At 62.4% G+C, this 25,415-nt stretch carries 24 protein-coding genes; 10 read left to right on the top strand and 14 right to left on the bottom strand.

Annotation, left to right across the window (positions count from 1 at the left end):
* The first annotated feature begins 42 nt into the window (after nt 1-42).
* Nucleotides 43-873 (top strand): bifunctional DNA-formamidopyrimidine glycosylase/DNA-(apurinic or apyrimidinic site) lyase, encoded by an 831-nt coding sequence (gene mutM / locus SB772_RS31585; protein WP_410837072.1) that lies wholly within the window; start codon nt 43-45, stop codon nt 871-873.
* A gap of 7 nt (nt 874-880) precedes the next feature.
* A complete protein-coding gene (gene mutY, locus SB772_RS31590; protein WP_410837073.1) occupies nt 881-1,996 on the top strand; it encodes an A/G-specific adenine glycosylase in 1,116 nt (371 codons plus the stop codon).
* Between the two features lie 11 nt (nt 1,997-2,007).
* On the opposite strand, the gene SB772_RS31595 is transcribed toward mutY, so the two are convergent.
* From SB772_RS31595 to kdsD, 11 genes are all read right to left on the bottom strand, one after another.
* Complete coding sequence (locus SB772_RS31595) at nt 2,008-2,643, bottom strand: LON peptidase substrate-binding domain-containing protein (RefSeq protein ID WP_410837074.1); 636 nt, start codon at nt 2,641-2,643, stop codon at nt 2,008-2,010.
* A gap of 39 nt (nt 2,644-2,682) precedes the next feature.
* Nucleotides 2,683-3,576: an RNase adapter RapZ gene (gene rapZ, locus SB772_RS31600; RefSeq protein ID WP_410837075.1), complete on the bottom strand. Its 894-nt coding sequence runs from the start codon at nt 3,574-3,576 to the stop codon at nt 2,683-2,685.
* 99 nt (nt 3,577-3,675) lie between these two features.
* Nucleotides 3,676-4,644 (bottom strand): HPr(Ser) kinase/phosphatase, encoded by a 969-nt coding sequence (gene hprK, locus SB772_RS31605; protein WP_410837076.1) that lies wholly within the window; start codon nt 4,642-4,644, stop codon nt 3,676-3,678.
* 126 nt (nt 4,645-4,770) lie between these two features.
* Nucleotides 4,771-5,286, bottom strand: a complete 516-nt coding sequence (locus SB772_RS31610; RefSeq protein ID WP_410837077.1) for a PTS sugar transporter subunit IIA — start codon at nt 5,284-5,286, stop codon at nt 4,771-4,773.
* 311 nt (nt 5,287-5,597) lie between these two features.
* Nucleotides 5,598-5,957 (bottom strand): ribosome hibernation-promoting factor, HPF/YfiA family, encoded by a 360-nt coding sequence (gene hpf, locus SB772_RS31615; RefSeq protein WP_115099572.1) that lies wholly within the window; start codon nt 5,955-5,957, stop codon nt 5,598-5,600.
* A gap of 169 nt (nt 5,958-6,126) precedes the next feature.
* Entirely contained in the window at nt 6,127-7,644 is a 1,518-nt protein-coding gene (locus SB772_RS31620; protein WP_410837078.1) for an RNA polymerase factor sigma-54, read from the bottom strand.
* 188 nt (nt 7,645-7,832) lie between these two features.
* Nucleotides 7,833-8,618: an LPS export ABC transporter ATP-binding protein gene (lptB, locus tag SB772_RS31625; protein WP_410837079.1), complete on the bottom strand. Its 786-nt coding sequence runs from the start codon at nt 8,616-8,618 to the stop codon at nt 7,833-7,835.
* The gene (lptA, locus tag SB772_RS31630; RefSeq protein ID WP_410837080.1) at nt 8,615-9,286 is read right to left on the bottom strand and encodes a lipopolysaccharide transport periplasmic protein LptA; all 672 of its coding nucleotides are present in this window, start codon (nt 9,284-9,286) and stop codon (nt 8,615-8,617) included. Before lptA ends, lptB begins: the two co-directional genes overlap by 4 nt.
* A gap of 20 nt (nt 9,287-9,306) precedes the next feature.
* Nucleotides 9,307-9,915, bottom strand: coding sequence for an LPS export ABC transporter periplasmic protein LptC (gene lptC / locus SB772_RS31635; RefSeq protein WP_410837081.1), 609 nt, complete (start codon nt 9,913-9,915; stop codon nt 9,307-9,309).
* The gene (locus SB772_RS31640; RefSeq protein ID WP_410837082.1) at nt 9,912-10,472 is read right to left on the bottom strand and encodes a KdsC family phosphatase; all 561 of its coding nucleotides are present in this window, start codon (nt 10,470-10,472) and stop codon (nt 9,912-9,914) included. Before SB772_RS31640 ends, lptC begins: the two co-directional genes overlap by 4 nt.
* A complete protein-coding gene (gene kdsD / locus SB772_RS31645) occupies nt 10,472-11,455 on the bottom strand; it encodes an arabinose 5-phosphate isomerase KdsD (RefSeq protein WP_410837083.1) in 984 nt (327 codons plus the stop codon). Before kdsD ends, SB772_RS31640 begins: the two co-directional genes overlap by 1 nt.
* Before the next feature lie 149 nt (nt 11,456-11,604).
* On the opposite strand from kdsD, the gene SB772_RS31650 reads away from it, so the two are divergent.
* The 5 genes from SB772_RS31650 (at nt 11,605) to purU (ending at nt 16,791) form a co-directional block, all read left to right on the top strand.
* Entirely contained in the window at nt 11,605-13,608 is a 2,004-nt protein-coding gene (locus tag SB772_RS31650; protein WP_410837102.1) for a cation:proton antiporter, read from the top strand.
* Nucleotides 13,609-13,681: 73 nt separating this feature from the next.
* Nucleotides 13,682-14,248: an adenine phosphoribosyltransferase gene (locus tag SB772_RS31655; RefSeq protein WP_410837084.1), complete on the top strand. Its 567-nt coding sequence runs from the start codon at nt 13,682-13,684 to the stop codon at nt 14,246-14,248.
* 45 nt (nt 14,249-14,293) lie between these two features.
* Nucleotides 14,294-14,908 carry a LysE family translocator gene (locus SB772_RS31660; protein ID WP_410837085.1) on the top strand — a complete coding sequence of 205 codons (615 nt, stop codon included), beginning with the start codon at nt 14,294-14,296 and terminating at the stop codon, nt 14,906-14,908.
* Nucleotides 14,909-14,941: 33 nt separating this feature from the next.
* A complete protein-coding gene (locus tag SB772_RS31665; RefSeq protein ID WP_410837086.1) occupies nt 14,942-15,790 on the top strand; it encodes an NUDIX hydrolase in 849 nt (282 codons plus the stop codon).
* Nucleotides 15,791-15,921: 131 nt separating this feature from the next.
* Nucleotides 15,922-16,791, top strand: a complete 870-nt coding sequence (gene purU / locus SB772_RS31670) for a formyltetrahydrofolate deformylase (RefSeq protein ID WP_410837087.1) — start codon at nt 15,922-15,924, stop codon at nt 16,789-16,791.
* Nucleotides 16,792-16,914: 123 nt separating this feature from the next.
* On the opposite strand, the gene SB772_RS31675 is transcribed toward purU, so the two are convergent.
* Together SB772_RS31675 and uvrA are read right to left on the bottom strand one after the other, a co-directional pair.
* Nucleotides 16,915-18,000: an AI-2E family transporter gene (locus SB772_RS31675; protein WP_410837088.1), complete on the bottom strand. Its 1,086-nt coding sequence runs from the start codon at nt 17,998-18,000 to the stop codon at nt 16,915-16,917.
* Between the two features lie 35 nt (nt 18,001-18,035).
* Complete coding sequence (gene uvrA, locus SB772_RS31680; RefSeq protein ID WP_410837089.1) at nt 18,036-20,909, bottom strand: excinuclease ABC subunit UvrA; 2,874 nt, start codon at nt 20,907-20,909, stop codon at nt 18,036-18,038.
* 331 nt (nt 20,910-21,240) lie between these two features.
* On the opposite strand from uvrA, the gene SB772_RS31685 reads away from it, so the two are divergent.
* The gene (locus SB772_RS31685; RefSeq protein ID WP_410837090.1) at nt 21,241-22,428 is read left to right on the top strand and encodes an MFS transporter; all 1,188 of its coding nucleotides are present in this window, start codon (nt 21,241-21,243) and stop codon (nt 22,426-22,428) included.
* Nucleotides 22,429-22,560: 132 nt separating this feature from the next.
* Nucleotides 22,561-23,097 carry a single-stranded DNA-binding protein gene (locus SB772_RS31690; RefSeq protein ID WP_410837091.1) on the top strand — a complete coding sequence of 179 codons (537 nt, stop codon included), beginning with the start codon at nt 22,561-22,563 and terminating at the stop codon, nt 23,095-23,097.
* Nucleotides 23,098-23,260: 163 nt separating this feature from the next.
* Here the strand turns inward: SB772_RS31690 and SB772_RS31695 are convergent, their stop codons facing one another.
* Nucleotides 23,261-24,136 (bottom strand): SDR family oxidoreductase, encoded by an 876-nt coding sequence (locus SB772_RS31695; RefSeq protein WP_410837103.1) that lies wholly within the window; start codon nt 24,134-24,136, stop codon nt 23,261-23,263.
* 490 nt (nt 24,137-24,626) lie between these two features.
* Here SB772_RS31695 and SB772_RS31700 point away from each other — a divergent pair, with 490 nt between their 5' ends.
* Nucleotides 24,627-25,406, top strand: a complete 780-nt coding sequence (locus tag SB772_RS31700) for an acetoacetate decarboxylase (RefSeq protein WP_410837092.1) — start codon at nt 24,627-24,629, stop codon at nt 25,404-25,406.
* The last annotated feature ends 9 nt before the right edge of the window (nt 25,407-25,415 follow it).

Raw genomic sequence — 25,415 nt, forward strand, 5'->3', positions numbered from 1 at the left:
ATACGCGCACAACCACTCACGCAAGTTGCAGACCAGTTAGACATGCCAGAGTTGCCAGAAGTTGAGGTTACCCGACGGGGAATCGAACCGTATGTGTGCGGGCGCAAGGTTGAACGCGTCGATGTGCGCACGCCCGCGCTGCGTTGGCCGATTCCGGCGGACCTTGCGAAAACCTTGCGTGGCAGCGTGGTGCGCAAGGTCGAGCGGCGCGGCAAATACCTGCTGTTCGAAATCGACGCCGGATGGTTCATTGTGCACCTGGGCATGAGCGGCACGCTGCGTGTGCTGCGCCACGTGCCGCGCCCGCCGGCCGCGGCGAAACACGATCACATCGACTGGATTTTCGACGAGTTTATTCTGCGCTATCGTGATCCGCGCCGCTTCGGCGCGGTCCTGTGGCATCCGCGCGAAGCCGGCGGCGTGCTCGAGCATCCGCTGCTTGCGAGCCTCGGCGTGGAGCCGTTTTCGCCGGCGTTCTCCGGTGCGCTGATGCATCGGCGCACGCGTGAGCGCAAGGTGTCGGTGAAGCAGGCTTTGCTGGCGGGTGACATCGTAGTGGGCGTGGGCAATATTTACGCGTCCGAGAGCCTTTTTCGCGCCGGCATCCGCCCCACCACGGCGGCAGGCCGTGTCTCGCTGGTTCGATACGATTTGCTGGCGGACGCGGTACGCGTGACGCTCGCCGCCGCGATCGAAAAGGGCGGCAGTACGCTGCGCGATTTCGTCGGCAGCAATGGTGAAAGCGGTTACTTCCAGCTCGACTATTTCGTCTATGATCGCGCGGGGCTGCCATGCCGCGTGTGTGGAACGCCGATCAAACAGATCGTGCAGGGGCAGCGCTCGACTTACTTCTGTCCGACCTGCCAGCGCTAATTTTTCAATGCCCTCTCGTTTAACCCCGTCCGCCGCGCCTGCCGCGTCAAGTTATCCGGCCTTGTCCGATTTCTCCGCCCGCCTGATTGCCTGGCAGCGCCGGCATGGCCGTCACGACCTGCCCTGGCAGAACACCCGCGACCCCTATCGCATCTGGTTGTCGGAAATCATGCTGCAACAGACCCAGGTGTCGACGGTGATTCCGTACTACGCGAAGTTTCTGGCGCGATTTCCGGATGTCGCCGCGCTCGCCGCCGCGCCGCTCGACGACGTGATGGCGTTATGGGCCGGCCTTGGCTACTACTCACGCGCGCGCAATCTGCATCGCTGCGCGCAGGCGGTGGCCGGGCAGCATGGCGGCGCGTTTCCGGCGTCGGTCGACGAACTCGCCGAATTGCCCGGCATCGGCCGCTCGACGGCGGCGGCGATCGCGTCGTTCGCGTTCGGCGCGCGCGCGACGATCCTCGACGGCAACGTGAAGCGCGTCCTGGCGCGCGTATTCGGCGTCGAAGGTTTTCCCGGCGAGAAGAAAGTCGAGAACGCAATGTGGACGCTGGCGGAATCGCTGCTGCCGTCGAATGCGTCCGACGACGATGTCAGCGCCTACACGCAAGGTCTGATGGACCTCGGGGCAACGCTGTGCGTGCGCGGCAAACCGGACTGCTTACGCTGCGCGTTCGCAGTCGACTGCGTGGCGAACGTGACGGGACGGCAGCGCGAGTTGCCCACGGCGCGGCCCAGGAAAACGGTGCCGACGCGCCGCACCTGGATGCTGGTGCTGCGCGACGGCAACGCCGTGATGCTGGAAAAGCGCCCGCCGTCGGGCATCTGGGGCGGCTTGTGGAGCCTGCCTGAAGCTGCCGACGAAGCCGCGCTAGCGGAGCGTGCGCGTGCCTTCGGTAGCGATGGAACGGTCTCGCCGCTCGCGCCGCTCACGCATGTATTTACGCATTTCAGGCTGGATATCGAGCCGCGGCTCGTGGACCTGGGCCGCGCTGTGGGCACGCCGGCCGCGCTAGGCGATGCGGACACCGCGTGGGTCGCGCTAAGCGATCTCGATTCGTTCGGCGTGCCCGCGCCGGTGCGCAAACTGCTGGATGGTTTGCAAGGTTCGCTGCTGTAAAAAATCGGCTGCTAAAGCAGTTGATGCTGCTGCATGTAGTGATGAACCACGTCGATCCGCGCGCCGGCGTCCTGCAATTCCATCAGTTTCTGGCGGGCGCGCAGCGCAATCGGCAGCACTTCGGCGAGACGGTTCGACACCCACGACGGATCGTCGAGCCTGAACGGTTCGGCGAACGGCAAGCTATCCGGATCGCGTTCGCGAATCGTCGCGATGATTCGTTCAAGTACTTCCGCGCAGGCGCCGAATTTGGCCAGACGCTGATTGCCCTCGAGCGGCACGTCGTCGCCGAGCGGCTCGGCCATGCCGACCAGCAAGCCGCTGCTCTCCACGCGATGCGACAGGAGGCGAAAGCGCCTGGTGCCGCGCGCACGAATCAGCAGCATGCCGAAGGCTTCGACATCGCACTCTTCGATTTCGGCGAGACAGCCGATTGCTTCCGGCACCGAAGGCTCCTCGGCGCGCGCCACCTCGGCACCGCTTTTCAGCAGGCACACGCCGAACGGCGTTTTGTCACGCAGACAGTCGCGCGCCATATCGAGGTAGCGCGCCTCGAAGATTTTCAGGGGCAGCAGCCCGTCAGGGAACAGCACCGTATGCAGCGGAAACAGCGGCACATCGGCAAGCACAGCAGAAGTAGAAGACATGGCGCAACGCTTCGAGTTGAGGCCGCGCGATGCGGCCGGTTAAGCCACTAACTTCGATGATTCGCCGATGTCGACCGGCGCATCGCGGTGCCGCACAATCACATTCGCCTGACCTGCGAGACGCGCGGCGAGCGTCTCGGCAATGAACACCGAACGGTGCTGGCCGCCCGTGCAACCGATCGCGACGGTCAGATAACTGCGGTTGTCGTCGCGGAAACGCGGCAGCCATTTGGCGAGAAACGTCTCGATGTCGTCGATCATTTCGTGGACGACCGGCAGCGCATCGAGAAAATCGATCACAGGCTTATCGAGGCCCGTAAGCGGTCGCAATTCATGATCGTAGTACGGGTTCGGCAGCGTGCGTACGTCGAACACGAAATCGGCATCGAGCGGCACGCCGCGTTTGAAGCCGAACGACTCGAACATCAGCACGAGACCGGAATGCTCCTGCTCGATGAAGCGTTTGACCCACGCGCGCAGCACGTTCGCGCGCAGATTGCTGGTGTCGATCTGGTGGCCGAATTCGGCGAGGCCCGCCACGAGTTCGCGTTCGCGTTCGATCGCTTCGGCGAGCGAGGTCAGCAAGCCGACGTCCGCGTCGTGCGCGGTCGAGCCTGACAACGGATGCCGGCGGCGGGTTTCGGAGAAGCGCTGAATCAGCGATTGCGTGCTTGCGTTGAGGAACAGGACGCGCACGTCGTGGGCGCGCGACAGGTCGCGGATCATCGCGGGCATTTCGTCGAGCGAAGCGCTCGAGCGCGCGTCGATGGCAACCGCGAGGCGGTCTTGCCCGTCCTCGGCAAGGTAATTGGCCAGTTGCGGCAGAAAACGCGGCGGCAAATTGTCGACGCAGTAATAGCCCGCGTCTTCAAGCGCGTTCAGGGCAACTGACTTGCCGGAGCCGGAAATACCGGTAATCAGGATTATGCGCATGGAGTCGTGAAATCCGTACATTTCATCATAGCATCTGGTCTCCGTGCGCGCGCCCTGCAGCCCGCCGCTGGCCGCGACGCGAGACGCGGTGGCACGGACTCAGATCAATTTGCCGGGAAACTGGCTATCGGGATCCTGCATCGCCAGGCGCTGACGGTCCATGAAGTCGCGCAACGTATCGATGCCGCGCAGTTGCAGAATCGTGTTGCGTACCGCCGCTTCGACCAGCACCGCGAGGTTGCGGCCGGCCGCCACCTGAATCGTGACTTTGCTGATCGGCAGGCCGAGCACGTCGACGGTTTGGCTTTCGAGCGGCAACCGCTGGAATTCGCCGTCAGGACGGCGCACCAGTTGCACGATCAGCTTCAGCTTCATTTTGCGGCGTACCGCGGTTTCGCCGAAGATCGTCTTGATGTCGAGCAATCCGAGGCCACGCACTTCGAGCAGGTTTTGCAACAGCGGCGGGCAGCGCCCTTCGACGAAATCCGGGCCGAGGCGCACGAAATCCACCGCGTCGTCGGCCACGAGGCCGTGGCCGCGGCTGATCAGTTCCAGCCCGAGTTCGCTCTTGCCGAGGCCCGAATCGCCGGTAAGCAACACGCCCATGCCGAGGATGTCGAGGAATACGCCGTGCAGCGTGGCGCGCGGCGCCAGAATGCGCGACATGTAGAGGCGCAGGCTGTCGATCACCGCAGCGGCGGACATCGGCGTGGTGAAGAGCGGCGTCGACGAGCGCGTGCAGCGCAGCACCAGTTCAGGCGGCGCGGCGACGCCGCCCGCCACCACCAGAAACGGCGGTTCCAGTGCGATCAGCTCGGCCATATTGCGCGAGCGGTCTTCGTCGGTTTGGCGCTTGTAGTAGTCGATTTCGGCTTCGCCGAGCACCTGAATCCGGTTCGGGTGGATCAGGTTCAAGTGGCCGACAAGATCGGCGCTCGACGTGGCATTGGCGACCGATTCCGAAGAAAAGCCGCGCTCCCAGCCTTCATGCCCCGTCAGCCAGCTCAGCTTCAGCGTGGCGGCGTTGTCGTCGAAAATGCTCTGGGCGTTGATGCTGGACGTATCCATGAGTCAGTGACTCCAGTGTGGGCCGCTTGCCCGGCAAGGTATGGCCGCGCTAACGCGGACCGTGCGCCATGCAGGGCTGAACCCGCAAGCTCGCGGGGAACCGGCGTGCGGATAACCGCCGATGCATCAAGGTTGCCACTGAGTGAGCAGGCGATGCAACGATTCGCGATTTTCTTCCGTGTGCAGCCGCTCGCGGGCTTCGCGATCGGAGAGCAACTGGGCGATCTCCGAGAGGATTTCGAGGTGCTGCTGGGTGGCCTGTTCAGGCACCAGCAGGAAGATCAGCAGCGAAACCGGCTGACCGTCGGGCGATTCGAAGGGGATGGCTTCGGCGAGGCGGACGAACGCGGCGAGCGGCTGCTTCAAGCCTTTGATCCGGCCATGCGGAATCGCGACGCCTTCACCAAGCCCCGTCGATCCGAGGCGCTCGCGCGCAAACAGATTGTCAGTGACCGTGCTACGGGCGATGCCGTTCTGGTTCTCGAAGATCAGGCCCGCTTGCTCGAACACACGTTTCTTGCTGGTGACCGATAGACCGACGACGACGTTCTCGAGGGGAAGAAATTTGGCTAAACGATTCATGTTGACAGGCGAAAACGTGGCCTGGGCTCTCCTCGCTGGGGCGTTTGAGTGGTGTTCCATTCGTTTTGATGCTCACGGCGATGTGCATTGGAGTCCGAAAGCGCAGGACTCCGGCCGGCCAACTTCCGTTTGAGCTCGCTCGACCCCGATGCTAACCGGAACATTATAGAACAGGGTAGGCACGGATGGTGCGGCGCGCCATCGATGCGTGACAGGTTTGTTCGATGGGTACAACGGTCGCGACGCCGGAGCAGGAGACGGGGCTCGCACGGTTCAAAAGCGGCCCAAGATCAACCCAGGAGCGGCCCAGAAACGAAAAACCGCCCGGTTTCGGGCGGTTTAGCTGGGTAAGGAAAACGTTCCGGTTTTCCTTATTGCGGCGGCACGTCAACTTGCGGCGCCAGCGGTTGGTACTTGATCGCTTCGTGCTGATGGCCCTGCAGCCGATCTTTGTGGCGTATCACTTGCCGGTCGAGCTTGTCGATCATCAGATCGATCGCAGCGTAGAGGTCGCTGTCACAGCTCTCGACAAAGATATCTTTGCCCTTCAAATGCAGGTTGATTTCAACCTTTTGACGCTTTTCCTTTTCCTTATGGTTGTCGACCGAGAGGACCACACTGCCGTCGATGACCTGATCAAAATGTCTTAGCACCCTATCCAGTTTGGTGATCACGTATTCGCGCAACGCAGGCGTTACTTCGAGGTGGTGTCCACTGATCTGCAGATTCATAGTGCTTCTCCAAGCTAGATGCCGCTTGTTCCGCACGATGACGTAGGTCCGGTCGATTGTCGGCTTGCCTGAGTCGCCCCCCGGTGACTGACTGCTGGCAGGTCGCATCGGCCGGCCTGTCCGCCAACTGCGGAGCGGCCGGTAAATGCCCGCCGCGGGAGGCGACGGGCTACAGAGACTTGCGCAGGTTGACTGCCGGAATCTTGAGCGCTTCGCGATACTTCGCAACGGTACGCCGTGCGACCACGAAGCCCTGTTCCGCCAGCAGTTCGGCTATGCGGCTGTCTGAAAGAGGAGATTTCGGGTTTTCCGCTCCTATCAGTTGCTTGATGAGCGCGCGAATCGCCGTGGAGGAGGCCGCGCCGCCCGTGTCGGTTGAAACGTGTGATCCGAAGAAGTACTTAAATTCAAGCGTCCCGAATGGGGTCAGCATGTATTTACCGGTTGTCACACGCGAGACAGTCGACTCGTGTAGGCCCAGCGTATCAGCAATTTCCCGCAAAACCAAGGGGCGCATGGCAATTTCGCCGTGCACAAAAAAGCTCTTTTGACGCTCGACAATAGCTTGCGCGACCCTCAGGATCGTCTCGAAGCGCTGCTGGATATTCTTGATCAGCCAGCGCGCTTCCTGCAGTTGCTGGCGCAACGATCCGCTGCCCGGATCGCCCCGGTTATTGCGCAGAATATTCGCGTACAGATGGTTGATCCGCAGCTTCGGCACGACTTCCGGGTTCAGTTCCGCCTGCCAGCCCTGTGCCGTTTTGCGCACCATGATGTCCGGCACGACATAGTCCGCTTCCGCCTTGCCGTAAGCCGCGCCGGGAAACGGTTCGAGCGAGCGTATCAACAGATGCGCATCGCGCAGATCGTCGTCGTTAGCCTTCAGATGTTTGCGCAGGCGTGTGAAGTCGCGCGCTGCGAGCAGTTCCAGGTGGTGGGCAACGATGTCGAGTGCGAGCGTGCGGGTAGGCGAGCCGTCGAGCCGCAGCAGTTGCAGCTTGAGACATTCGGACGCGGAGCGCGCGCCGACGCCTGCCGGGTCGAAACTATGCAGCAGCGCGAGTGCGGCGTTCAATTCGTCGAGGTCGACTTCGAGCTCTTCGGGCATGTCGGCCAGCACTTCGTCCAGCGTGGCGGTGAGGTAGCCGTCGTCGTCAAGCGATTCGATCAGGAAGGTGATCAGCGCGCGGTCGCGCTGGCCCGCCTGGGTGACGCGCAATTGCGCCATCAGGTGATCGCGCAGCGAGGTGCTCGATTCGTGGATTTGCAGCGGCGGCAGATCGTCGTCGTCCGACGCGTTGCCGGAGCGGCCGTAGTCGTCGAGATTCCATTGCGAAGCGTCGCCGTTACCCTCTCCCGCGAGGCCGTTATATTCGTCGACGCCCTGCGGCTCGCCGTTCTCGGCACGCTCGCTGCTGCTGGTGGACGAGGACGACGTATTGCCGCCCATCTGGTCGGGCGGCGCGGAGGAGTTGGGTGCCTGGGTGATCAGCGAGCCGTCCGCCGCCACGCGCAGGGGGCTCGCGATCCAGTCATCCTCGTTCTCGAGGAGCGGATTCTGCGAGATCGCCATGGCGACTTCCTGCTGCAGTTCGAGCGTAGACAGCTGAAGCAGCCGGATGGACTGCTGCAGTTGCGGGGTCAGCGCAAGATGCTGCGATAGGCGGAGTTGGAGGCTGGCTTTCATGGCAAGTTGAGATTCATTGTAGAGAGTTTGCCACGACCGCGATACCTTGCGACATTCGCAATAACGCGTGCGCCGGTTTTCGGCGGCGCCGGGCGCGGGACGGCCCAGCTCAAAAGTGCTGATGTGCGGTTCCCGCAAAGGGGTCGGCGGATGAGGCGCGCTCGCTCCGCCGGCAATCCCTTGTGTACTTACATGCGGAAGTGTTCGCCCAGATAGACGCGCCGCACGCTTTCGTTTTCGATGATGTCGCTTGGTGCTCCGGCGGCCAGCACGCTGCCGTCGCTGATGATGTAGGCGTGATCGCAGATGCCGAGCGTTTCGCGCACGTTGTGATCGGTGATGAGCACGCCGATATTACGCTGTTTCAGGAACTTGACGATCTTCTGGATTTCCAGAACCGCAATCGGATCGACGCCGGCGAACGGTTCGTCGAGCAGAATGAAGCTCGGATTGGTGGCCAGCGCGCGCGCAATTTCAACCCGGCGCCGCTCGCCGCCCGACAGCGACAACGCCGGATTCTCGCGTAGATGAGCGATCTGCAGTTCGTCGAGCAACGCTTCGGTGCGGTTGGTAATGGCGTCTTTCGAGAGCCGCTTGCCGTTGTCTTCGTGCTGCAATTCCAGCACCGCGCGAATGTTTTCTTCGACGCTGAGCTTGCGGAACACCGAAGCTTCCTGCGGCAGATATGACAAACCCAGCGACGCGCGCTTATGAATCGGCAGCAGGCTGATCGACTTGCCGTCCAGATCGATTTCGCCCGCATCGAGCGGCACGAGGCCGACGATCATATAAAACGAGGTGGTTTTGCCGGCGCCGTTGGGGCCAAGCAGACCGACCACTTCGCCGCTTTTGACGTCGAGCGATACGTCTTTGACGACCGTGCGCGAGCCGTAACGCTTTTTCAGGCTGCGCACTACCAGCGAACTGCTGGTGCCGGCCGGCTTGCGATTGGGGAGGGAGGCGGAGGAGTTCACTGGTTCGGCGCTCCCTGGATCGTGGTGGACGGCGCGAGTGTGGCCGATGCGCCGCTCAGCGGCGCGGCGCCGCCGTTGCGCGGCGACAGCATGGCACGCACGCGGCCGCTCGGATTGCCCGGGCCGGCGACGTCCTTGCCCGCCTTCGCGGTGTAGAAGTCGTTCTGGCCGTCATACGTGATGACGCTGCCGTGCACCTGGTCCATGACCGTGGACAGACCTTGCAGGCGTTTCACGGTGGAGTTGGTAGTCAGCGTGGTCAGATCCTGCTTGCCGTCGTAGTCGATGCGAATTGCCGTGCCTTCAATGTATTCGTCGAGGCCTTCGCGTTTCTGGCGGAAATACGACAGATTGCCGCCCGACGACGTGCCGGTGGCGTACTGATAGCCCTGCGGGTCTTGCGTCACTTCGACGCGATCGGCCTTGATCACGATCGTGCCTTTGGTCGCCACCACGTGGCCGGTGAAGATGTTGACCTGCTTCAGGTCGTCGTAAGTCATGTTGTCCGCTTCGATATTCAGCGGCTTGTCCTTGTCAGCGCGATCCGCGTGCGCAAGCGGCGCGAAGCCGGCGAGCGGCAACGCGACAAAGAGCGCAGCGAGTCCGGCGCGGCACGCGGACAGGGTGCGCGTGCGGCCGGTATCAAAACGGGGGAACGATTCGTTCATGCAGTCACGCCTGGAATGGATTACCCGGGTTGCCTAGGCGAGCTGGCGGTGCCTTCGGACGCGGCGATCGCGCCGCGCACGTTGCCGAACAGCTGCATAACCCGGGTGACGTTGTTGTAGTTCATGCCGCTGGCTGTCATCACCGACACGCCGCGCTGAAGTTTAACCGGCTTTTCGGTCTTGATCACATCGTCGTTGACCAGCACCCTAAAATGCTGCGAATCCGCTTGCATCTGCGGATCGCCGTTGCCGGCCGCCCGCAGAATGCGCGCATTGTCGTACAGATCCACGATCGACGCGTCGCCGTTCACCTTGCCGGTGTCGCCGGTCGCGGTGACGATCGGCTTGCCCGGCTGGAACGCGCGCATGGCCGGCTTGACCAGATCGCTCAGTTCGTCGTCTTCGTAATGGATCAGGTGCGTTGCGGTCAGGCGGTATTGCGTCGAGCCTGACTGGTCGAGTTCGGAAACCGAGAAGTTATCCGCGAAGTAGTCGGGCGTATGCTCCTTCGGGCGCACCACGCCTTCGTTTTGCCGCGGCATCGTGGCTTGCAGCAGCCACCACGTGATGCCGGCGAGCGCCGCCATTGCAACGAGCGGAATCAGTGAGGTCAGGCGGAACTGGTTCATCCGACGAGGCCTCGCTGTTCGCCGCTGCAGGCGGCCGCGAGAAGCGCCTCGTATTTGTGCTGCGCGCGCAGCAAGGTGTCGCAGACTTCGCGTGCCGCTCCGTGACCGCCGCGCGCTTCGCTCACCCAGTGGGCGCGGGCGATCACTTCAGGATGCGAATTGGCCGGCGCCGCCGCGAATCCCACTTTCAGCATCACGCCGAGATCGACCCAGTCGTCGCCCATGTAGCCGCATTCTTCCGGCGTCATGCCGGTTTGCTTGAGCAGGTCCGCGAACGCCTGGGGTTTGTCCTGCACGCCCTGATAGACATGGGTGATGTGCATTTCCTTCGCCCGCGCCGCGACGATACCCGACTTGCGGCCGGTGATGATTGCCGTCTCGATGCCGGCTTCGCGCAGCAGTTTCATGCCGTGGCCGTCCATCGAGTTGAACGCCTTCATCGTGTCGCCTTCCGCCGTAAACAGCAGGCCGCCGTCGGTCAGCACGCCGTCGACGTCGAAAATCATCAGCTTGACGCGGCTTGCGCGTTCGGTCGCGGTAAGGGGCGCGGCGGCCATCAGATCACCTTCTTCGAGAACAGGTCGTGCATATTGAGTGCGCCGATCAGCTTGCCTGCCTCGTCGACGACCAGCATCTGATTGATCCGGTGGCGCTCCATCAGTTCCACCGCTTCCACGGCAAGTTGGTCCGGGCCGATAGTGCGCGGGCCGGCGGTCATCACCGAGGCGATCGGCAAATCGCGGAAATCGCCGCTGCGTTCGAGCACGCGGCGCAAGTCGCCGTCGGTGAAAATGCCGGCGACGCGACCTTCGTGATCGATGATCGCCGTCATGCCCATGCGTTTGGCGGTCAACTGGAACAGCGCGTCGCGTACGGTGGCCTCGGGCGTTACCTTCGGCAGCTGGTCGCCGGTGCGCATCACGTCGCGTACGTAAGTGAGCAGGCGCCGGCCGAGCGCGCCGCCCGGATGCGAGCGGGCAAAGTCGTCCGGGCCGAAACCGCGCGCATCCAGCACCGCGAGCGCGAGCGCATCGCCGAGCGCGAGCGCGGCGGTGGTGCTGGCGGTCGGCGCAAGATTCAGCGGACATGCTTCTTTCGACACGCCGGAATTCAGATGCACGTCTGCCACTTGCGCGAGGCTCGACGACGGCCGGCCCGTCATCGCGATCAGTTTTGCGCCCATGCGCTTGATCAGCGGCAGAATGGACACCAGTTCTTCGGTTTCGCCGGAATTCGACAACGCGACGAAGACGTCGTCGGCGGTGATCATGCCGAGATCGCCGTGACTGGCTTCCGCGGGGTGAACGAAGAACGCGGGTGTGCCGGTGCTGGCGAGCGTGGCCGCCAGCTTGCGGGCCACGTGCCCCGATTTGCCGATGCCGGAAACGACTACGCGTCCACGGCAACCCAGAATGAAATCGACCGCCCCGACGAAGCCATCGTCGAGTTGATCGCGAAGCGCGCGCACGGCGTCCGCTTCGATGTCGAGCACGTCACGAGCGAGCGCGAGTGCCCGGTCGCCATTGATTTTCGCTATCATTCGCGGAGTATAGCAAAGGCGCTTGTTCGCCGCGCCGGGCCTGCTGTGCCAAGCCGCTGCCTTCACCGGCCCCTCAACCTTGTCGCACGGCGCTTTGCGTGCGCGGTTCCGCTGACGAACGAGGACGCTTTACCCATGCGTTTTTGCCGATGATTTCCCCACTCGAAATGACGCTGTTCCTGCTGCTGGCTTCAGTAGCGGGTGTGGTGGTGTTTCGTTTTCTGAATCTTCCGCCGATGCTCGGCTATCTGACGGTCGGCATCGTCGTGGGTCCGCACGCATTCGGTCTGATTCCGGATTCGGCCGGCGCGCAGAATCTCGCCGAATTCGGCGTCGTGTTCCTGATGTTCTCGATCGGGCTGGAGTTTTCGTTGGCCAAGCTGCGCTCGATGCGCACGCTGGTATTCGGCCTCGGCCTGTTGCAGGTGATCGGTACGATCGTGGTCGCGGTGACGCTCGGCCTCGTGCTGGAGCGCTGGGTGCACATCACATGGCAGGCGAGTGTGGCGCTGGGCGGCGCGCTGGCGATGTCGTCGACGGCGATCGTCAGCAAGATGCTCGCGGAGCGGCTCGAAATCGAAACCGAGCACGGCCGCAATATCTTCGGCGTGCTGCTGTTCCAGGATCTGGCGGTGGTGCCGTTGTTGATCATCATCTCGGCGTTGGGCGGCGATTCGAAAGACCTCGTCAGCGCGCTCGGGGTGGCGGCGATCAAGATCGTCGTGGCGTTGGCGTTGCTGTTGATCGTGGGGCAGCGCTTCATGACGCGCTGGTTCAACGTGGTGGCGCGGCGCCGCTCTCAGGAATTGTTCATTCTCAATCTGCTGCTGGTGACGCTCGGCGCCGCGTTTATCACGGACAAGTTCGGCCTCTCGCTGGCGCTCGGCGCGTTTATCGCCGGCATGCTGATCGCCGAAACGCCATACCGGCATCAGGTGGAAGAAGACATCAAGCCGTTTCGGGACGTGCTGCTGGGTTTGTTCTTCGTGACCACCGGCATGCTGCTCAACCCGCGCGTGCTCTGGGACCATCCGTTTATCGTGCTCGGCTTCCTGGTCGGGCCGATCCTGCTGAAGGCGGTGATGGTGACGGGGCTGTCGCGCCTCTTCGGCGCGTCGCCGGGCGTCGCGATGCGCACCGGTATCGGCCTCGCGCAGGCCGGCGAATTCGGCTTCGTGCTGTTGAATCTGATTCTCGACAAGCATCTGGTGGACGCAACGCTGCTCCAGGCGATTCTCGCGGCGATGCTGCTGTCGATGCTGGCCGCGCCGTTCCTGATCCAGAACGCGGACCGCATCGTGCTGCGGCTGTCGTCGACTGAATGGATGATGCAATCGTTGCAGATGACGCGTATCGCGACGCAGAGCCTGAAGCAAAGCGGTCACGTGATCATCTGCGGCTATGGCCGGGCCGGGCAGAATCTGGCGCGGATGCTGGAACACGAAGGTCTGTCGTACGTCGCTTTGGACCTGGACCCGGACCGTGTGACAGCTGCGGCCGCCGCCGGCGAATCGGTCGTGTTCGGCGATGCGGGGCGGCGCGAATCGCTGCTCGCTGCCGGTATTCATCGCGCCGCCGCGATCGCGATCACCTACGCGAACACGCCGTCGGCGCTGCGCGTGCTGCATAACATCCACGAACTGGAACCGACGCTGCCGGTGATCGTGCGTACCGTCGACGATGCCGACCTGGAAAAGCTGCTGGCCGCCGGCGCGACCGAAGTGATTCCGGAAATCGTCGAAGGCAGTCTGATGCTGGCCTCGCACACGCTGGTGGTCATGGGCGTGCCGATGCGACGGGTGGTGCGGCGGGTCGAGGAAATGCGCGACGAGCGTTATGCGCTGCTGCGCGGCTATTTCCACGGCGCCGACGACATCGAAGACGACGACGGTCACGAACAGGTGCGGCTACAATCGGTGCCGGTCGATGAAAACTCGGACGCTGTGGGCCGCACGCTGGCGGAACTGGGGCTGTTCGAGATGGGCGTCGACGTGACGGCAATCCGCCGGCACGGCATTCGCGGCGTCGAGCCGGACCCGTCCACCAAGCTGCGCGCAAGCGATATCGTGGTGCTGCGCGGTCTGCCCGAACAGCTGGCCGAAGCCGAGGAGCGGCTCTCGAAGCATCGCCGGGCCGGGGCGGCTGCGGCCTGACAGGCACCGGGTCCGGCCTCGGTGAGTTCATTTACCGATTCATCGGACCTGTCGAGGTCCATCCGGAGTCATCATGTCCAACGCGCTCGCGGGCGCGCCGCTCGATGCGGCCGAGTTCGTCAAAAGCAAGATTCGCACGGTGCCCGACTGGCCGCAGCCGGGCGTGCAGTTTCGCGATATCACGCCGCTGCTGCAATGCCCGAAGTCGCTGCGCGTGCTGATCGACCTGTTCGTGCAGCGCTATATCGACGCGAAGCTCGACTACGTCGCCGGTCTGGATGCGCGCGGTTTCATCATCGGGCCGATCATCGCGCACGAGCTGAACCTCGGCTTCATCCCGATCCGCAAGCAGGGCAAGCTGCCGTACAAGCGCGTGTCGGAGTCGTACGAACTCGAATACGGCACCGCTACCGTCGAGATTCACGAGGATGCCTGCAAGCCGGGCGACCGCATCGTCATCGTCGACGACCTCATCGCCACCGGCGGCACGATGATGGCCGGCAAGATTCTGCTGGAGCGGATCGGCGCGGTGGTGGTCGAAGGCGCGGCGATTATCGATCTGCCCGAACTGGGCGGCTCGGCGCTGTTGCGCAAGGCGGGCCTGCCGCTCTATACGGTGACCGAATTCGGCGGGCATTGAGCGCCGGACGCGAATTTCTGCCTGCACGCAAAGAAGGTAAGAACGATGCCCGATTTCCTGTTGTTTCTCGCCACATCGATTGCCATCACGATGGCGCCCGGTCCTGACAATCTGCAGGTGCTCGCACGCGGTATTTCGCAAGGCCGCGCGGCCGGCCTCGTCGCTGCGCTCGGCTTTGCTGCCGGCATCACGTTTCACACTACATTGGCCGCGCTCGGCGTCGCCGCATTGTTGCGCTCGTCGCCGGTGGCGTTCGAGGCGATCAAGCTGGCCGGCGCCGCCTATCTGACCTGGATCGGCATCAAGGCGTTGCGTAGCCAAGGGCTCGCGACCGCGCATGAGCGCGCGCCGCGACCGTTGATAGCGGTATTTCGCCAAAGCGTGCTCGGCAATCTGCTGAATCCGAAGGTGACGCTGTTCTTCGTCGTGTTCCTGCCGCAGTTCGTGCAACCGCACGGCGCGCAGAGCGTGACGGTCCAAATGCTCGAACTCGGCATGCTGTTCATGCTGCAGACGGTGGTGGTGTTCTCGCTGTTCGGCGTATGCGCGGGGATGATCGGCGGCTGGCTGAAGCGCCGGCCGCGAGTCGGCGTGTGGCTCGATCGCCTCGCCGGTGCAACGTTCATCGCGATCGGGATTCGTGTGGCGTTGCGCGACTGAAGACGGCGGCTGAAGAACAGATTGGAGCTTTAAATGACTTTGCCTTGCATCACCGCCGCGCGCTGTTTCGACGTTCACGCGCATCTGCCGTTCCGGATCGACGCCGAACAGGTCGGCTGGATCCGCTCGACCGACGTGCCGCTGCTGACACGTTGGCCCGACGTATTTGAAATCGACAGCACACGCGTGACGCTGGCCCCGGCCTTCGACACCGTCGATCTGCGCAGCGCGGCACTGGGCTCCGTGATCGGCGCGCTCGCCGCCGAAGGTCGGATTCCCGGCTGGCGCAACGAGACCTACGCGATCCGCAATGCCTTCGACGCGCCGCCGCTCGCGTACATCGAACGCGCGGCATCGCGCTTCTTCGGCACGATGACCTACGCGGTGCATCTGAACGGCGTCGTAGAATACGACGATGGCGCGCCGCAATTGTGGATCGCGCGCCGCAGCGACACCAAGGCGACCGATCCCGGCATGCTCGACAATGTCGTGGCGGGTGGGATCGGTTGGGGCTTCGGCATCGAGGCGACGATCATCAAGGAGTGCTGGGAAGAAGCCGGCATTCCCGAGGAGATCGCCGCGCGTGCCGTGGCGGGCCGCACCGCACATGTGCTGCAATCGTTGCCGGAAGGCACGCAGGCCGAACAGATCTTCGTCTACGACCTCGCGCTGCCGGCCGATTTCGCGCCGCGCAATCAGGACGGCGAAGTGGGTGAGCATCGGCTCGCGCGCATCGACGAAGTCGCGCGCTGGATCGAAGAAGGCGCGATGACCGTGGACGCGAGTCTTGCCACGCTGGATTGCCTGCTGCGCCGCCGCTGGATCGATGAAGACGCGTGTCCGGGAATCGACACATTGTTTGCGCCGCCCGTGCTCGCATAACCTTAAGTAGTTCGCGTTACCGCTTGTATGACGAACGCGCTGCTGCGCGTCGCGCAGGCGCCGTACCGAAGAAACCACGCGAAGAAACCACGCCAACAAATCACGCTTTGAAGAAGGGAGTCACCCAGGTCATGTCGACCGATCACAGCTTTATCCTCAAACTGTCGTGCGCCGACCGGCCCGGCATCGTCCACGCGGTTTCGGGCTTCCTGTTCGAGCGTGGCAGCAATATTCTCGACTCCGCGCAATTCGGCGACAGCGGCACCGGCGAGTTCTTCATGCGCGTGCATTTTCAGCAGGTGGGCGGCGATCCGGGTCTGAGTACGTTGCGCACGTCGTTCGCGACGCTCGCCGAACAGTTCAGCATGCGCTGGGAGTTGCACGATGCGTCGGTGAAACCGCGCGTCGTGATCATGGTGTCGAAGATCGGCCATTGCCTGAACGATCTGCTATTCCGCTACCGCACCGGTCAGTTGGGTATCGAGATTCCGGCGATCATCTCGAACCACAAGGAGTTCTACCAGCTCGCCGCCAGCTACGACATCCCGTTCCATCACTTCCCGCTACTGGGCGGCACGCCCGACGCGAAGGCCGCACAGGAAGCACGCGTACTCGAAGTGATCGACGAGCATCAAGCGGATCTGGTGGTGCTCGCGCGCTACATGCAGATTCTGTCGCCGAAGCTGTGCGAAGCGCTGGCGGGCCGCGCCATCAATATTCACCATTCGTTCCTGCCGAGCTTCAAGGGCGCGAAGCCGTATTACCAGGCGTTCGACCGCGGCGTGAAGCTGATCGGCGCGACTGCGCACTACGTGACGACGGATCTCGACGAAGGTCCGATCATCGAGCAGGAAGTGGAACGGGTCGATCACAGCATGACGCCGGAGCAATTGACGGCAATCGGCCGCGACGTCGAATGCGTGACGCTTGCGCGCGCGGTGAAGTGGCACGTCGAGCATCGCATCGTGTTGAACGGCAGCAAGACGGTGGTGTTTCGCTAGAAGTGCATGATGCGCTTGCAGTTGGCCGGCCGGTCCACGGCCCGGCAGCTCACTGCAAGCGCGCGCCGGACGAAAAAAACGGCACCGAAGTGCCGCTTTATTGCCTGCTTACGCGCCCGGCGATTACACCAGCCGCAGATAAATCAATTCCCGCTTGATATACGCATAGAAAATCGGTGCGGCCACCACGCCGGTGAGACCGAACGCCGCTTCCATCACGAGCATGGCGATCAGCAGTTCCCAGGCGCGCGCCTCGATCTGTCCGCCGACGATGCGCGCGTTCAGGAAGTACTCCAGCTTGTGAATCAGGATCAGGAACACCAGCGACATGACCGCCGCCGGAAAGCTCACCGACAGCGCCACCGCGACGATGATCGTGTTCGAGATCAGATTGCCGATCACCGGCAGCAGGCCGACGATGAACGTCACGAGCACCAGCGTTTTCGACAGCGGCAACTGATCGTGAAAGATCGGCAGCACCGCCAGCAGGAAGATGCCGGTGAAGACCGCATTGATCGCGGAAATCTTCACCTGGGCGAACACGATGCGGCGGAAGGCGTCGGCGAAACGGGCCACGCGCGTGACGAAGGCCGTGGACAGCGGCAGTCGCTGCATATGCTTCTGCGCGCCGACTGCGATGATCGCGCCGATGATCATGCCGATCAGAATGTGCGCGAACACGCGCGCCGCTGTCTTGCCGCTTTGCTGCAGCATGTTGGCGTGCGTTTGCATCAGCTCGGTCGCCTTCGTCTTCATCTGCTCGGTATCGACCGGCAGATAGTTGGCGATGAATTGCGGAATCCGGCCGCGCGCCTGGTCGATCAACTGCATCGCCTGGTCGAGCAGCTTCTGCACGCTCGGCACGTCGTTCTCGAAGTGCTCGATGATGCCGAGCGTCAGCCCCGTCAGCGCACCCACGATCACCACCGAGAGCAGCACCACCGCGAGCCAGCGCGCGCGCTGACTCGACATATGCTGTTCGATGCGCGGCGCGATCGTGTGCACCAGCTGGAACACGAGCAGGCCCGCGAGCAGCGCGCCGAGCAGCCGCAGTTCGATCACCGCCCACATTCCAACCAGCATCAGCACATAACTGCCGATTTCGACTGCCGACAGCTTCGGCAGGCTCATATCGCTCGTCAGCCTGACCGGGCGTGGACGCAGATCCTGCACCTCCCCATCGTCGCGCGCCTGATTCCGCTTGGCCATGGCTTATTCCCGTCCCCAACCCGTGTTGTGCAGCGTTACTTGTTACTAGCCGTGCGTTTCAGCAAAGGCGCCAGATATTTACCGGTAAAACTTGCCTTCGACTTCGCAATCTGCTCCGGCGTACCTTGCGCGATGATTTGACCGCCGCCTGCTCCGCCTTCCGGACCAAGATCGATGACCCAGTCGGCAGTTTTGATTACATCGAGATTATGCTCGATGATCACGACGGTATTACCCTGATCTCGTAGCCGGTGAATAACTTCCAGCAACAGCGAGATATCGTGAAAGTGCAGGCCGGTGGTCGGTTCGTCAAGAATATAGAGCGTGCGACCGGTATCGCGCTTGCTCAGTTCCAAAGATAGTTTGACGCGCTGCGCTTCGCCGCCCGACAACGTGGTGGCCGACTGGCCTAGCCGGATATAGCCCAAGCCCACGTCCAGCAAGGTTTTCAGCTTGCGCGCGACGACCGGAACCGGCTTGAAAAACTCATAAGCATTCTCGACTGTCATATCGAGGACTTCGCTGATGTTCTTGCCTTTGTACTGCACGTCGAGCGTTTCGCGGTTGTAGCGCTTGCCGTGACAGACGTCGCAGGGAACGTACACGTCCGGCAAAAAGTGCATCTCCACTTTCAGCACGCCGTCGCCCTGGCAGGATTCGCAGCGTCCGCCCTTCACGTTGAACGAGAACCGGCCCGGATCGTAGCCGCGCTCCTTCGACGCCGGCACGCCCGAGAACAGTTCGCGGATCGGCGTGAAGAGACCGGTGTACGTGGCCGGATTCGAGCGCGGCGTGCGGCCGATCGGCGACTGGTCGACGTTGATGACCTTGTCGAAGTGCTCCAGGCCCTCGATCGATTCGTACGGCGCCGGCTCGGCGGACGAGCCGTACAGGTGATGCGCGACCGCGTGATACAGCGTGTCGTTGATCAGCGTCGACTTGCCGGAACCGGACACGCCGGTCACGCAGGTCAGCAGACCGACCGGCAGATCGAGCGACACATGCTGCAGATTGTTGCCGTACGCCTCGACGATGCGCAGACGCCGCTCGTCCGGGTCCTTGCGTTCGTCCGGAAATACGATGTTGCGGGCGCCGGACATGTACTGTCCGGTCATCGACGCCGCGTTCGCCTCCACCTGCCTGGGCGTGCCTTCGGCGATCACCATGCCGCCGTGTTCGCCCGCGCCCGGCCCCATGTCGACCACGTAATCGGCCATCCGGATCATGTCTTCATCGTGCTCGACGACGATCACCGAGTTGCCCAGATCGCGCAGATGCTTGAGCGTGGCGATCAGCCGGTCGTTGTCGCGCTGATGCAGACCGATCGACGGCTCGTCCAGCACATACATCACGCCGGTCAAACCCGAGCCGATCTGCGAGGCGAGGCGAATGCGCTGCGCCTCGCCGCCCGACAGCGTTTCCGCGCTGCGTTCGAGCGACAGATAATCGAGCCCGACGTTATTCAGGAACATCAGCCGCGCGACGATTTCCTTGACGACCTTGTCGGCGATCTCGCGCTTCGAGCCTTCGAGCCGCAGCGTCTGGAAATAGCCGAGCGCATCGCGCAGCGGCCAGCCGCTGATTTCGAAGATGCCGCGCGCGTCGCCATTCGCGCCGATCCGCACGAAACGCGCTTCGCGGCGCAGCCGGGTGCCCGCGCATGCTGGGCAGGGCTGGTTGTTCTGGTACTTCGCGAGTTCTTCGCGCACCGCGACCGAATCGGTCTCGCGGTAACGCCGTTCCAGATTCGGAATGATCCCTTCGAACACATGTTCGCGCACCGAGGTGCGGCCGCGTTCGTTGATGTAGGAGAACGGAATCTCCTGCTTGCCCGAACCGAACAGCAGGATTTTGCGGACTTTTTCCGGCAGGTCTTCGACGGCCGTGTCGATGTCGAACTCGTAGAATGCCGCGAGACTTTGCAGCATCTGGAAGTAAAACTGGTTGCGCCGGTCCCAGCCCTTCACCGCGCCGGCCGCGAGCGACAGCGACGGATGCGCGACCACTCGCTTCGGATCGAAGAAAGTGATCTGGCCGAGGCCGTCGCACTCCGGGCACGCGCCCATCGGATTGTTGAACGAGAAGAGGCGCGGCTCCAGCTCCTGCAGCGAATACGAGCAGATCGGGCAGGCGAACTTCGAGCTGAACAGATGCTCCTTGTCCGAGTCCATTTCGAGTGCGATCGCGCGGCCGTCGGCGAGACGCAGCGCCGTTTCGAACGATTCGGCGAGACGCTGCTTCATATCGCCGCGCACCTTCAGGCGGTCGATTACGACGTCGATCGTATGCTTGTCGTTTTTCTTGAGCTTCGGCAGCGAGTCGACTTCATAGATTTTTGCGACGCCTTCGTTCGCGGTGCCGCCGCCCGAACGGACGCGAAAGCGGATAAAACCCTGCGCCTGCATTTCCTCGAATAGTTCGACGTGTTCGCCTTTGCGGTTCGCCACCACGGGCGCGAGGATCATCAATCTGGTCTCTTCCGGCAACGCGAGCGCCGCGTCGACCATCTGCGAGACGCTCTGCGCTTCCAGCGGAATTTCGTGGTCAGGACAGTAGGGCGTGCCGACCCGTGCGAACAGCAGCCGCAAATAGTCGTGAATTTCGGTGACGGTGCCGACCGTGGAGCGCGGATTGTGAGAGGTCGCTTTCTGCTCGATCGAGATCGCCGGGGACAGCCCTTCGATCAGATCGACGTCCGGCTTTTCCATCAATTGCAGGAACTGGCGTGCGTAGGCGGAGAGACTTTCGACGTAACGCCGCTGTCCTTCCGCATAGAGCGTGTCGAACGCAAGCGACGATTTGCCCGAGCCGGATAGGCCCGTTATCACGACAAGCTTGTGACGCGGGAGGTCGAGATTGACGTTCTTCAGGTTGTGGGTGCGAGCCCCACGGATACGGATTTGTTCCACGCGTTATTCCATGACCTGGCGGAAAGAGGAGGAGGCTAAACCTGCTACTATAACGACTTTTCAAGACCGCAGTTACGGCTTCCTGACAGCCCGAACAAGGTGGGAGGCAAGCTGTAAGGCTGCAGTCCGGCGCTGCGGAGGATGGTTCTAACTGGGGCCGTTTTTCGCGAGTACAAGGCACAGCGAGGCACCGGCGGGTGTGCGGCAAGGCCGCCGGTCCGGCGCCGCGCCGCATGCTTTCCGCCGCCTTGCGGTACGCCGCCCGGCTGTGGCCGCATCGCGGGCGGGCCGCTTGCGGTATGCCGTCCAGCTCATTCAAAGAACGCTCCCGATGTCCAATCCGTCCGCTACATCCTCACGCATGAGCGCGCCTGAACTGCGCGCGACCGTGTCGCTTGCCGCCATCTTCGCGCTGCGCATGCTCGGTCTCTTCATGATCATGCCGGTGTTCTCGATCTACGCGAAGACCATCCCGGGCGGCGACAATGTACTGCTGGTCGGCATCGCGCTGGGCGCGTACGGCGTGACGCAGTCGATGCTGTACATCTTCTATGGCTGGGTTTCCGACAAGGTGGGTCGCAAGCCGGTCATTGCGACCGGGTTGTTGATCTTCGCGCTTGGCAGCTTCATCGCGGCAGGCGCGCACGACATGACGTGGATCATCGTCGGGCGGGTGGTTCAGGGGATGGGCGCGGTGTCGTCGGCGGTGCTCGCCTTTATCGCCGATCTCACCGCTGAAGAGCATCGCACCAAGGCGATGGCGATGGTCGGCGGCAGCATTGGCGTTTCCTTCGCGATAGCCATTGTCGGTGCGCCGATCGTATTCCAGTGGCTCGGTATGAGCGGGCTGTTTACGCTGGTCGGCGTTTTCTCGATTCTGGCGGTCGGCGTGGTGCTGTGGGTCGTGCCCGATGCGCCCAAGCCGGTGCACGTGCGCGCGCCGTTCGCCGAAGTGCTGCACAACGTCGAACTGCTGCGCCTGAACTTCGGCGTGCTGGTGCTGCACGCGACCCAAACCGCGTTGTTCCTCGTGGTGCCGCGCATTCTCGAAGCCGGCGGCCTGCCGGTCGCATCGCATTGGAAAGTGTACTTGCCGGTCATGGGCCTCTCATTCGTGATGATGGTCCCGGCGATCATCGCTGCCGAAAAACGCGGGAAAATGAAAATCGTGCTGCTGTCCGCCATCGGTCTTATCCTGATCGGACAGTTGTTGTTGGGCGTCGCACCGCATACGATTCTGAGTGTGGCGGCGATCCTTTTTGTCTACTTTCTCGGCTTCAATATTCTTGAAGCATCGCAGCCTTCGCTGGTGTCGAAACTGGCGCCGGGAACCCGCAAGGGCGCGGCTGCCGGCGTGTACAACACCACGCAGTCGATCGGTCTGGCACTGGGCGGGATGATCGGCGGCTGGCTGCTGAAAGTGGACGGGCAAAGCGCCGTATTCTTTACTTGTTCGGGGCTTGTTTTGTGCTGGCTTATAATCGCCGCAAACATGAAACAGCCGCCTCGCAAGGCGTAGCGGGGTCTAAGGACTCACCCAGAACTCACCCGGCGGCGGGCTGAGGCGCAGTTCTGGTCTCGGGCCTGCCGGCCATGAGACGCGAACCGTGCGTTGCCGCGCCGCCCGCAATGGAATCAACAGGAGAAACTCATGGCATCCGTGAACAAGGTCATTCTCGTCGGCAACCTCGGAGCCGATCCGGAAGTCCGTTATCTTCCGAGCGGCGACGCAGTGGCGAACATCCGCCTTGCGACGACGGATCGGTACAAGGACAAGGCGTCCGGCGAATTCAAGGAAGCTACCGAATGGCACCGCGTGTCGTTTTTCGGCCGCCTTGCTGAAATCGTGTCCGAATATCTGAAGAAGGGCTCGTCGGTGTATCTGGAAGGGCGCATCCGCACCCGTAAGTGGCAGGCGCAGGACGGCACCGACCGTTACTCGACGGAAATCGTCGCCGAGCAGATGCAAATGCTGGGCGGCCGCGGCGGCTCGATGGGCGGCGGCGGTGATGAAGGCGGTTACAGCCGGGGCGAGCCGTCGGAGCGTAGCGGCGGCGGCGGTGGTGGCCGTGCGGCGTCGGGCGGTGGCGCCTCGCGTGGCGGCAGCGGCGGTGGCGGCGGTTCGAGCCGTCCGAGCGCGCCGGCCGGTGGTGGGTTTGATGAGATGGATGACGATATTCCGTTTTGAATCTGATTACGTTGTTTTTTTGTTGACTCAGAGCCCGCACTCCCAGAGGAGGCGGGCTTTTTACACTACCAACACTCCATTGTGTGGTCACGCCCAGACGTATTCGGCGAGGCAGCTTTGTTGAGCGGAAGAATTCCGACCAGGGCGCTGCCTGAAGCAAGTCTCACGGAGCCTTTGAACGCTGCGTCATATTGTCCGCCGGTAACATGCCCGGCAACGCCTCCACAAAGAAATCTGCTTGCAATGCAGCCCCAGCCTGCACGTCGTACTGTGCGAAGTCGCGCACACCGGCTGCCAGCAGGACTTCGTCGTCGAGGAAGAAGTTTCCCGAACACTCCCTGGCTGGGCGCGTCAGGATATAGTGGGCCGCGTCGGCGACTATCTCAGGCTTGCGACACGCCGCAATCATGTCCTTACCGCCAATCTCATTTCGCACAGCAGCGGTCGCGATAGCTGTTCGGGGCCATAGCGAATTGACTGCGACACCTCGGTCTTTGAACTCTCCGGCAAGAGCCAGTGTGAATAGGCTCATCGTGTATTTTGCGATGGTGTATGCCGGAAAATCCTTAAACCACTTCGCGTCCCTGACCAGTGGTGGTGATAGTGTGAGGATGTGCGGGTTCGACGAATTGAGGAGGTGAGGCAGGCACGCTTGCGCGCACACGAACGTGCCTCTGCCATTGACCCCATGCATCAGGTCGTATCGTTTGACGGGGGTGTCTAGCGTGCCAGTCAGTCGAATGGCGCTGGCATTGTTCACGAGGATATCGATGCCACCGAACAACCCAACGGTCTCGGCAACTGCGGCTTTCACGCGTTCTTCGTCGCGAATATCCACAACAAGCGGGAGCGCCTTGCCGCCAGCAGCTACAACAGCGGCAGCCGCCGTATGAATCGTACCCTCGAGACGCGGGTCTGGGTCGGCGGTCTTGGCGGCAATCACTACATTCGCGCCGTCGCGTGCGGCTCTGAGTGCAATCGCGAGTCCGATGCCGCGACTGCCACCGGACATGAATAGTGTCTTGCCAGCAAGGCTCATGGTCGTCTCCTGATGATTTACAGCAGCATACGCTTCTGTAGGCATCGCGGCGCTGGCACCAGCGCAGACGGTATCAATGAAATGACCAGAAGATAGCCAATCGTTGCGGCGAATTGGACGATAAGCATGGCGAGCGACACGCTGCTGTCGATGCGGTGCAAACGCAGCACATTCAGGGCGGCTGCGAGACACGATAAAAACTTGAGCCAGCGACAACGGGAGTCGCATAGCCACTGGGCGAACCGGCGTGTGACTCTCAATCTTAAGCGTGGGTTCCCTTCAACACCAAAATCCGTCCTGCAATAGTGTTTTGCGAAGTTGGACAATGCGGCATCGAGGCAAGCGTAAACGCGGCTCAAACCCAATCCGGATGGACGCCTGACGTCCCGCACGTCGGTCGCGCAATCATCGCCCGCCATGTTCGCCTCACTGAAGGCCACTGCGACTTGCCGCTACGATAATGCCTTCGCTATCCAACGGAAAAATTGTTGTGACACTCGATGAAATCCGCAAGAACGCCTTCGCAATGCCTGTGCACAACCCGGCCTATCCGCGTCCACCATTTCGATTCCTCAACCGCGAATACTTCATCATTTCGTACGAGACCGACATCGACGCGGTTCGCGCGGTCGTGCCGGAGCCTCTGACGGTCGACAATGGTCTGGTCCACTACGAGTTCATCCGGATGCCTGATTCATCCGGATTTGGCGACTACACCGAGAGTGGTCAAGTCATTTCGGTCCTGGATGAAGCCGGCCGGAAGGCCAGCTATACGCACGCGATGTATCTCGATGACGAAGGTCCAATTGCCGGCGGCCGGGAGATTTGGGGTTTCCCGAAAAAGCTCGCTTCACCCCGTTTATCCGTTGACGGAAAGGACACGTTGCTCGGCACACTCGACTATGGGACGCAACGGGTCGCTGCTGGCACGATGGGCTACAAGTACCGCCCGCTCGATATCGAATCTGAACGCAAGAAACTCGCGGACACACCCAATTACCTGTTGAAGGTCATCCCCCACGTCGATGGCTCACCGCGGATTTGTGAACTCGTACGGTTCTACTTGCGCGACGTTTCCGTGCTCGGTGCATGGAAAGGCCCCGCTGCGCTTGAACTGCACGCACATGCGTTGGCGCCGGTCGCTGACCTGCCGGTCAAAAGGGTCGTGGCCGCCAGACACGTCGTTGCAAATCTCACGCTCGATGTGGGCGAAGTCGCTTACGACTACCTCGCCCCGGCGGAAGCACTGAAGCTTGCCGTGAACCAATAATTCAGCAAG

The organism is Paraburkholderia sp. SIMBA_030, from assembly GCF_046535245.1.
Taxonomy (GTDB): Bacteria; Pseudomonadota; Gammaproteobacteria; order Burkholderiales; family Burkholderiaceae; genus Paraburkholderia.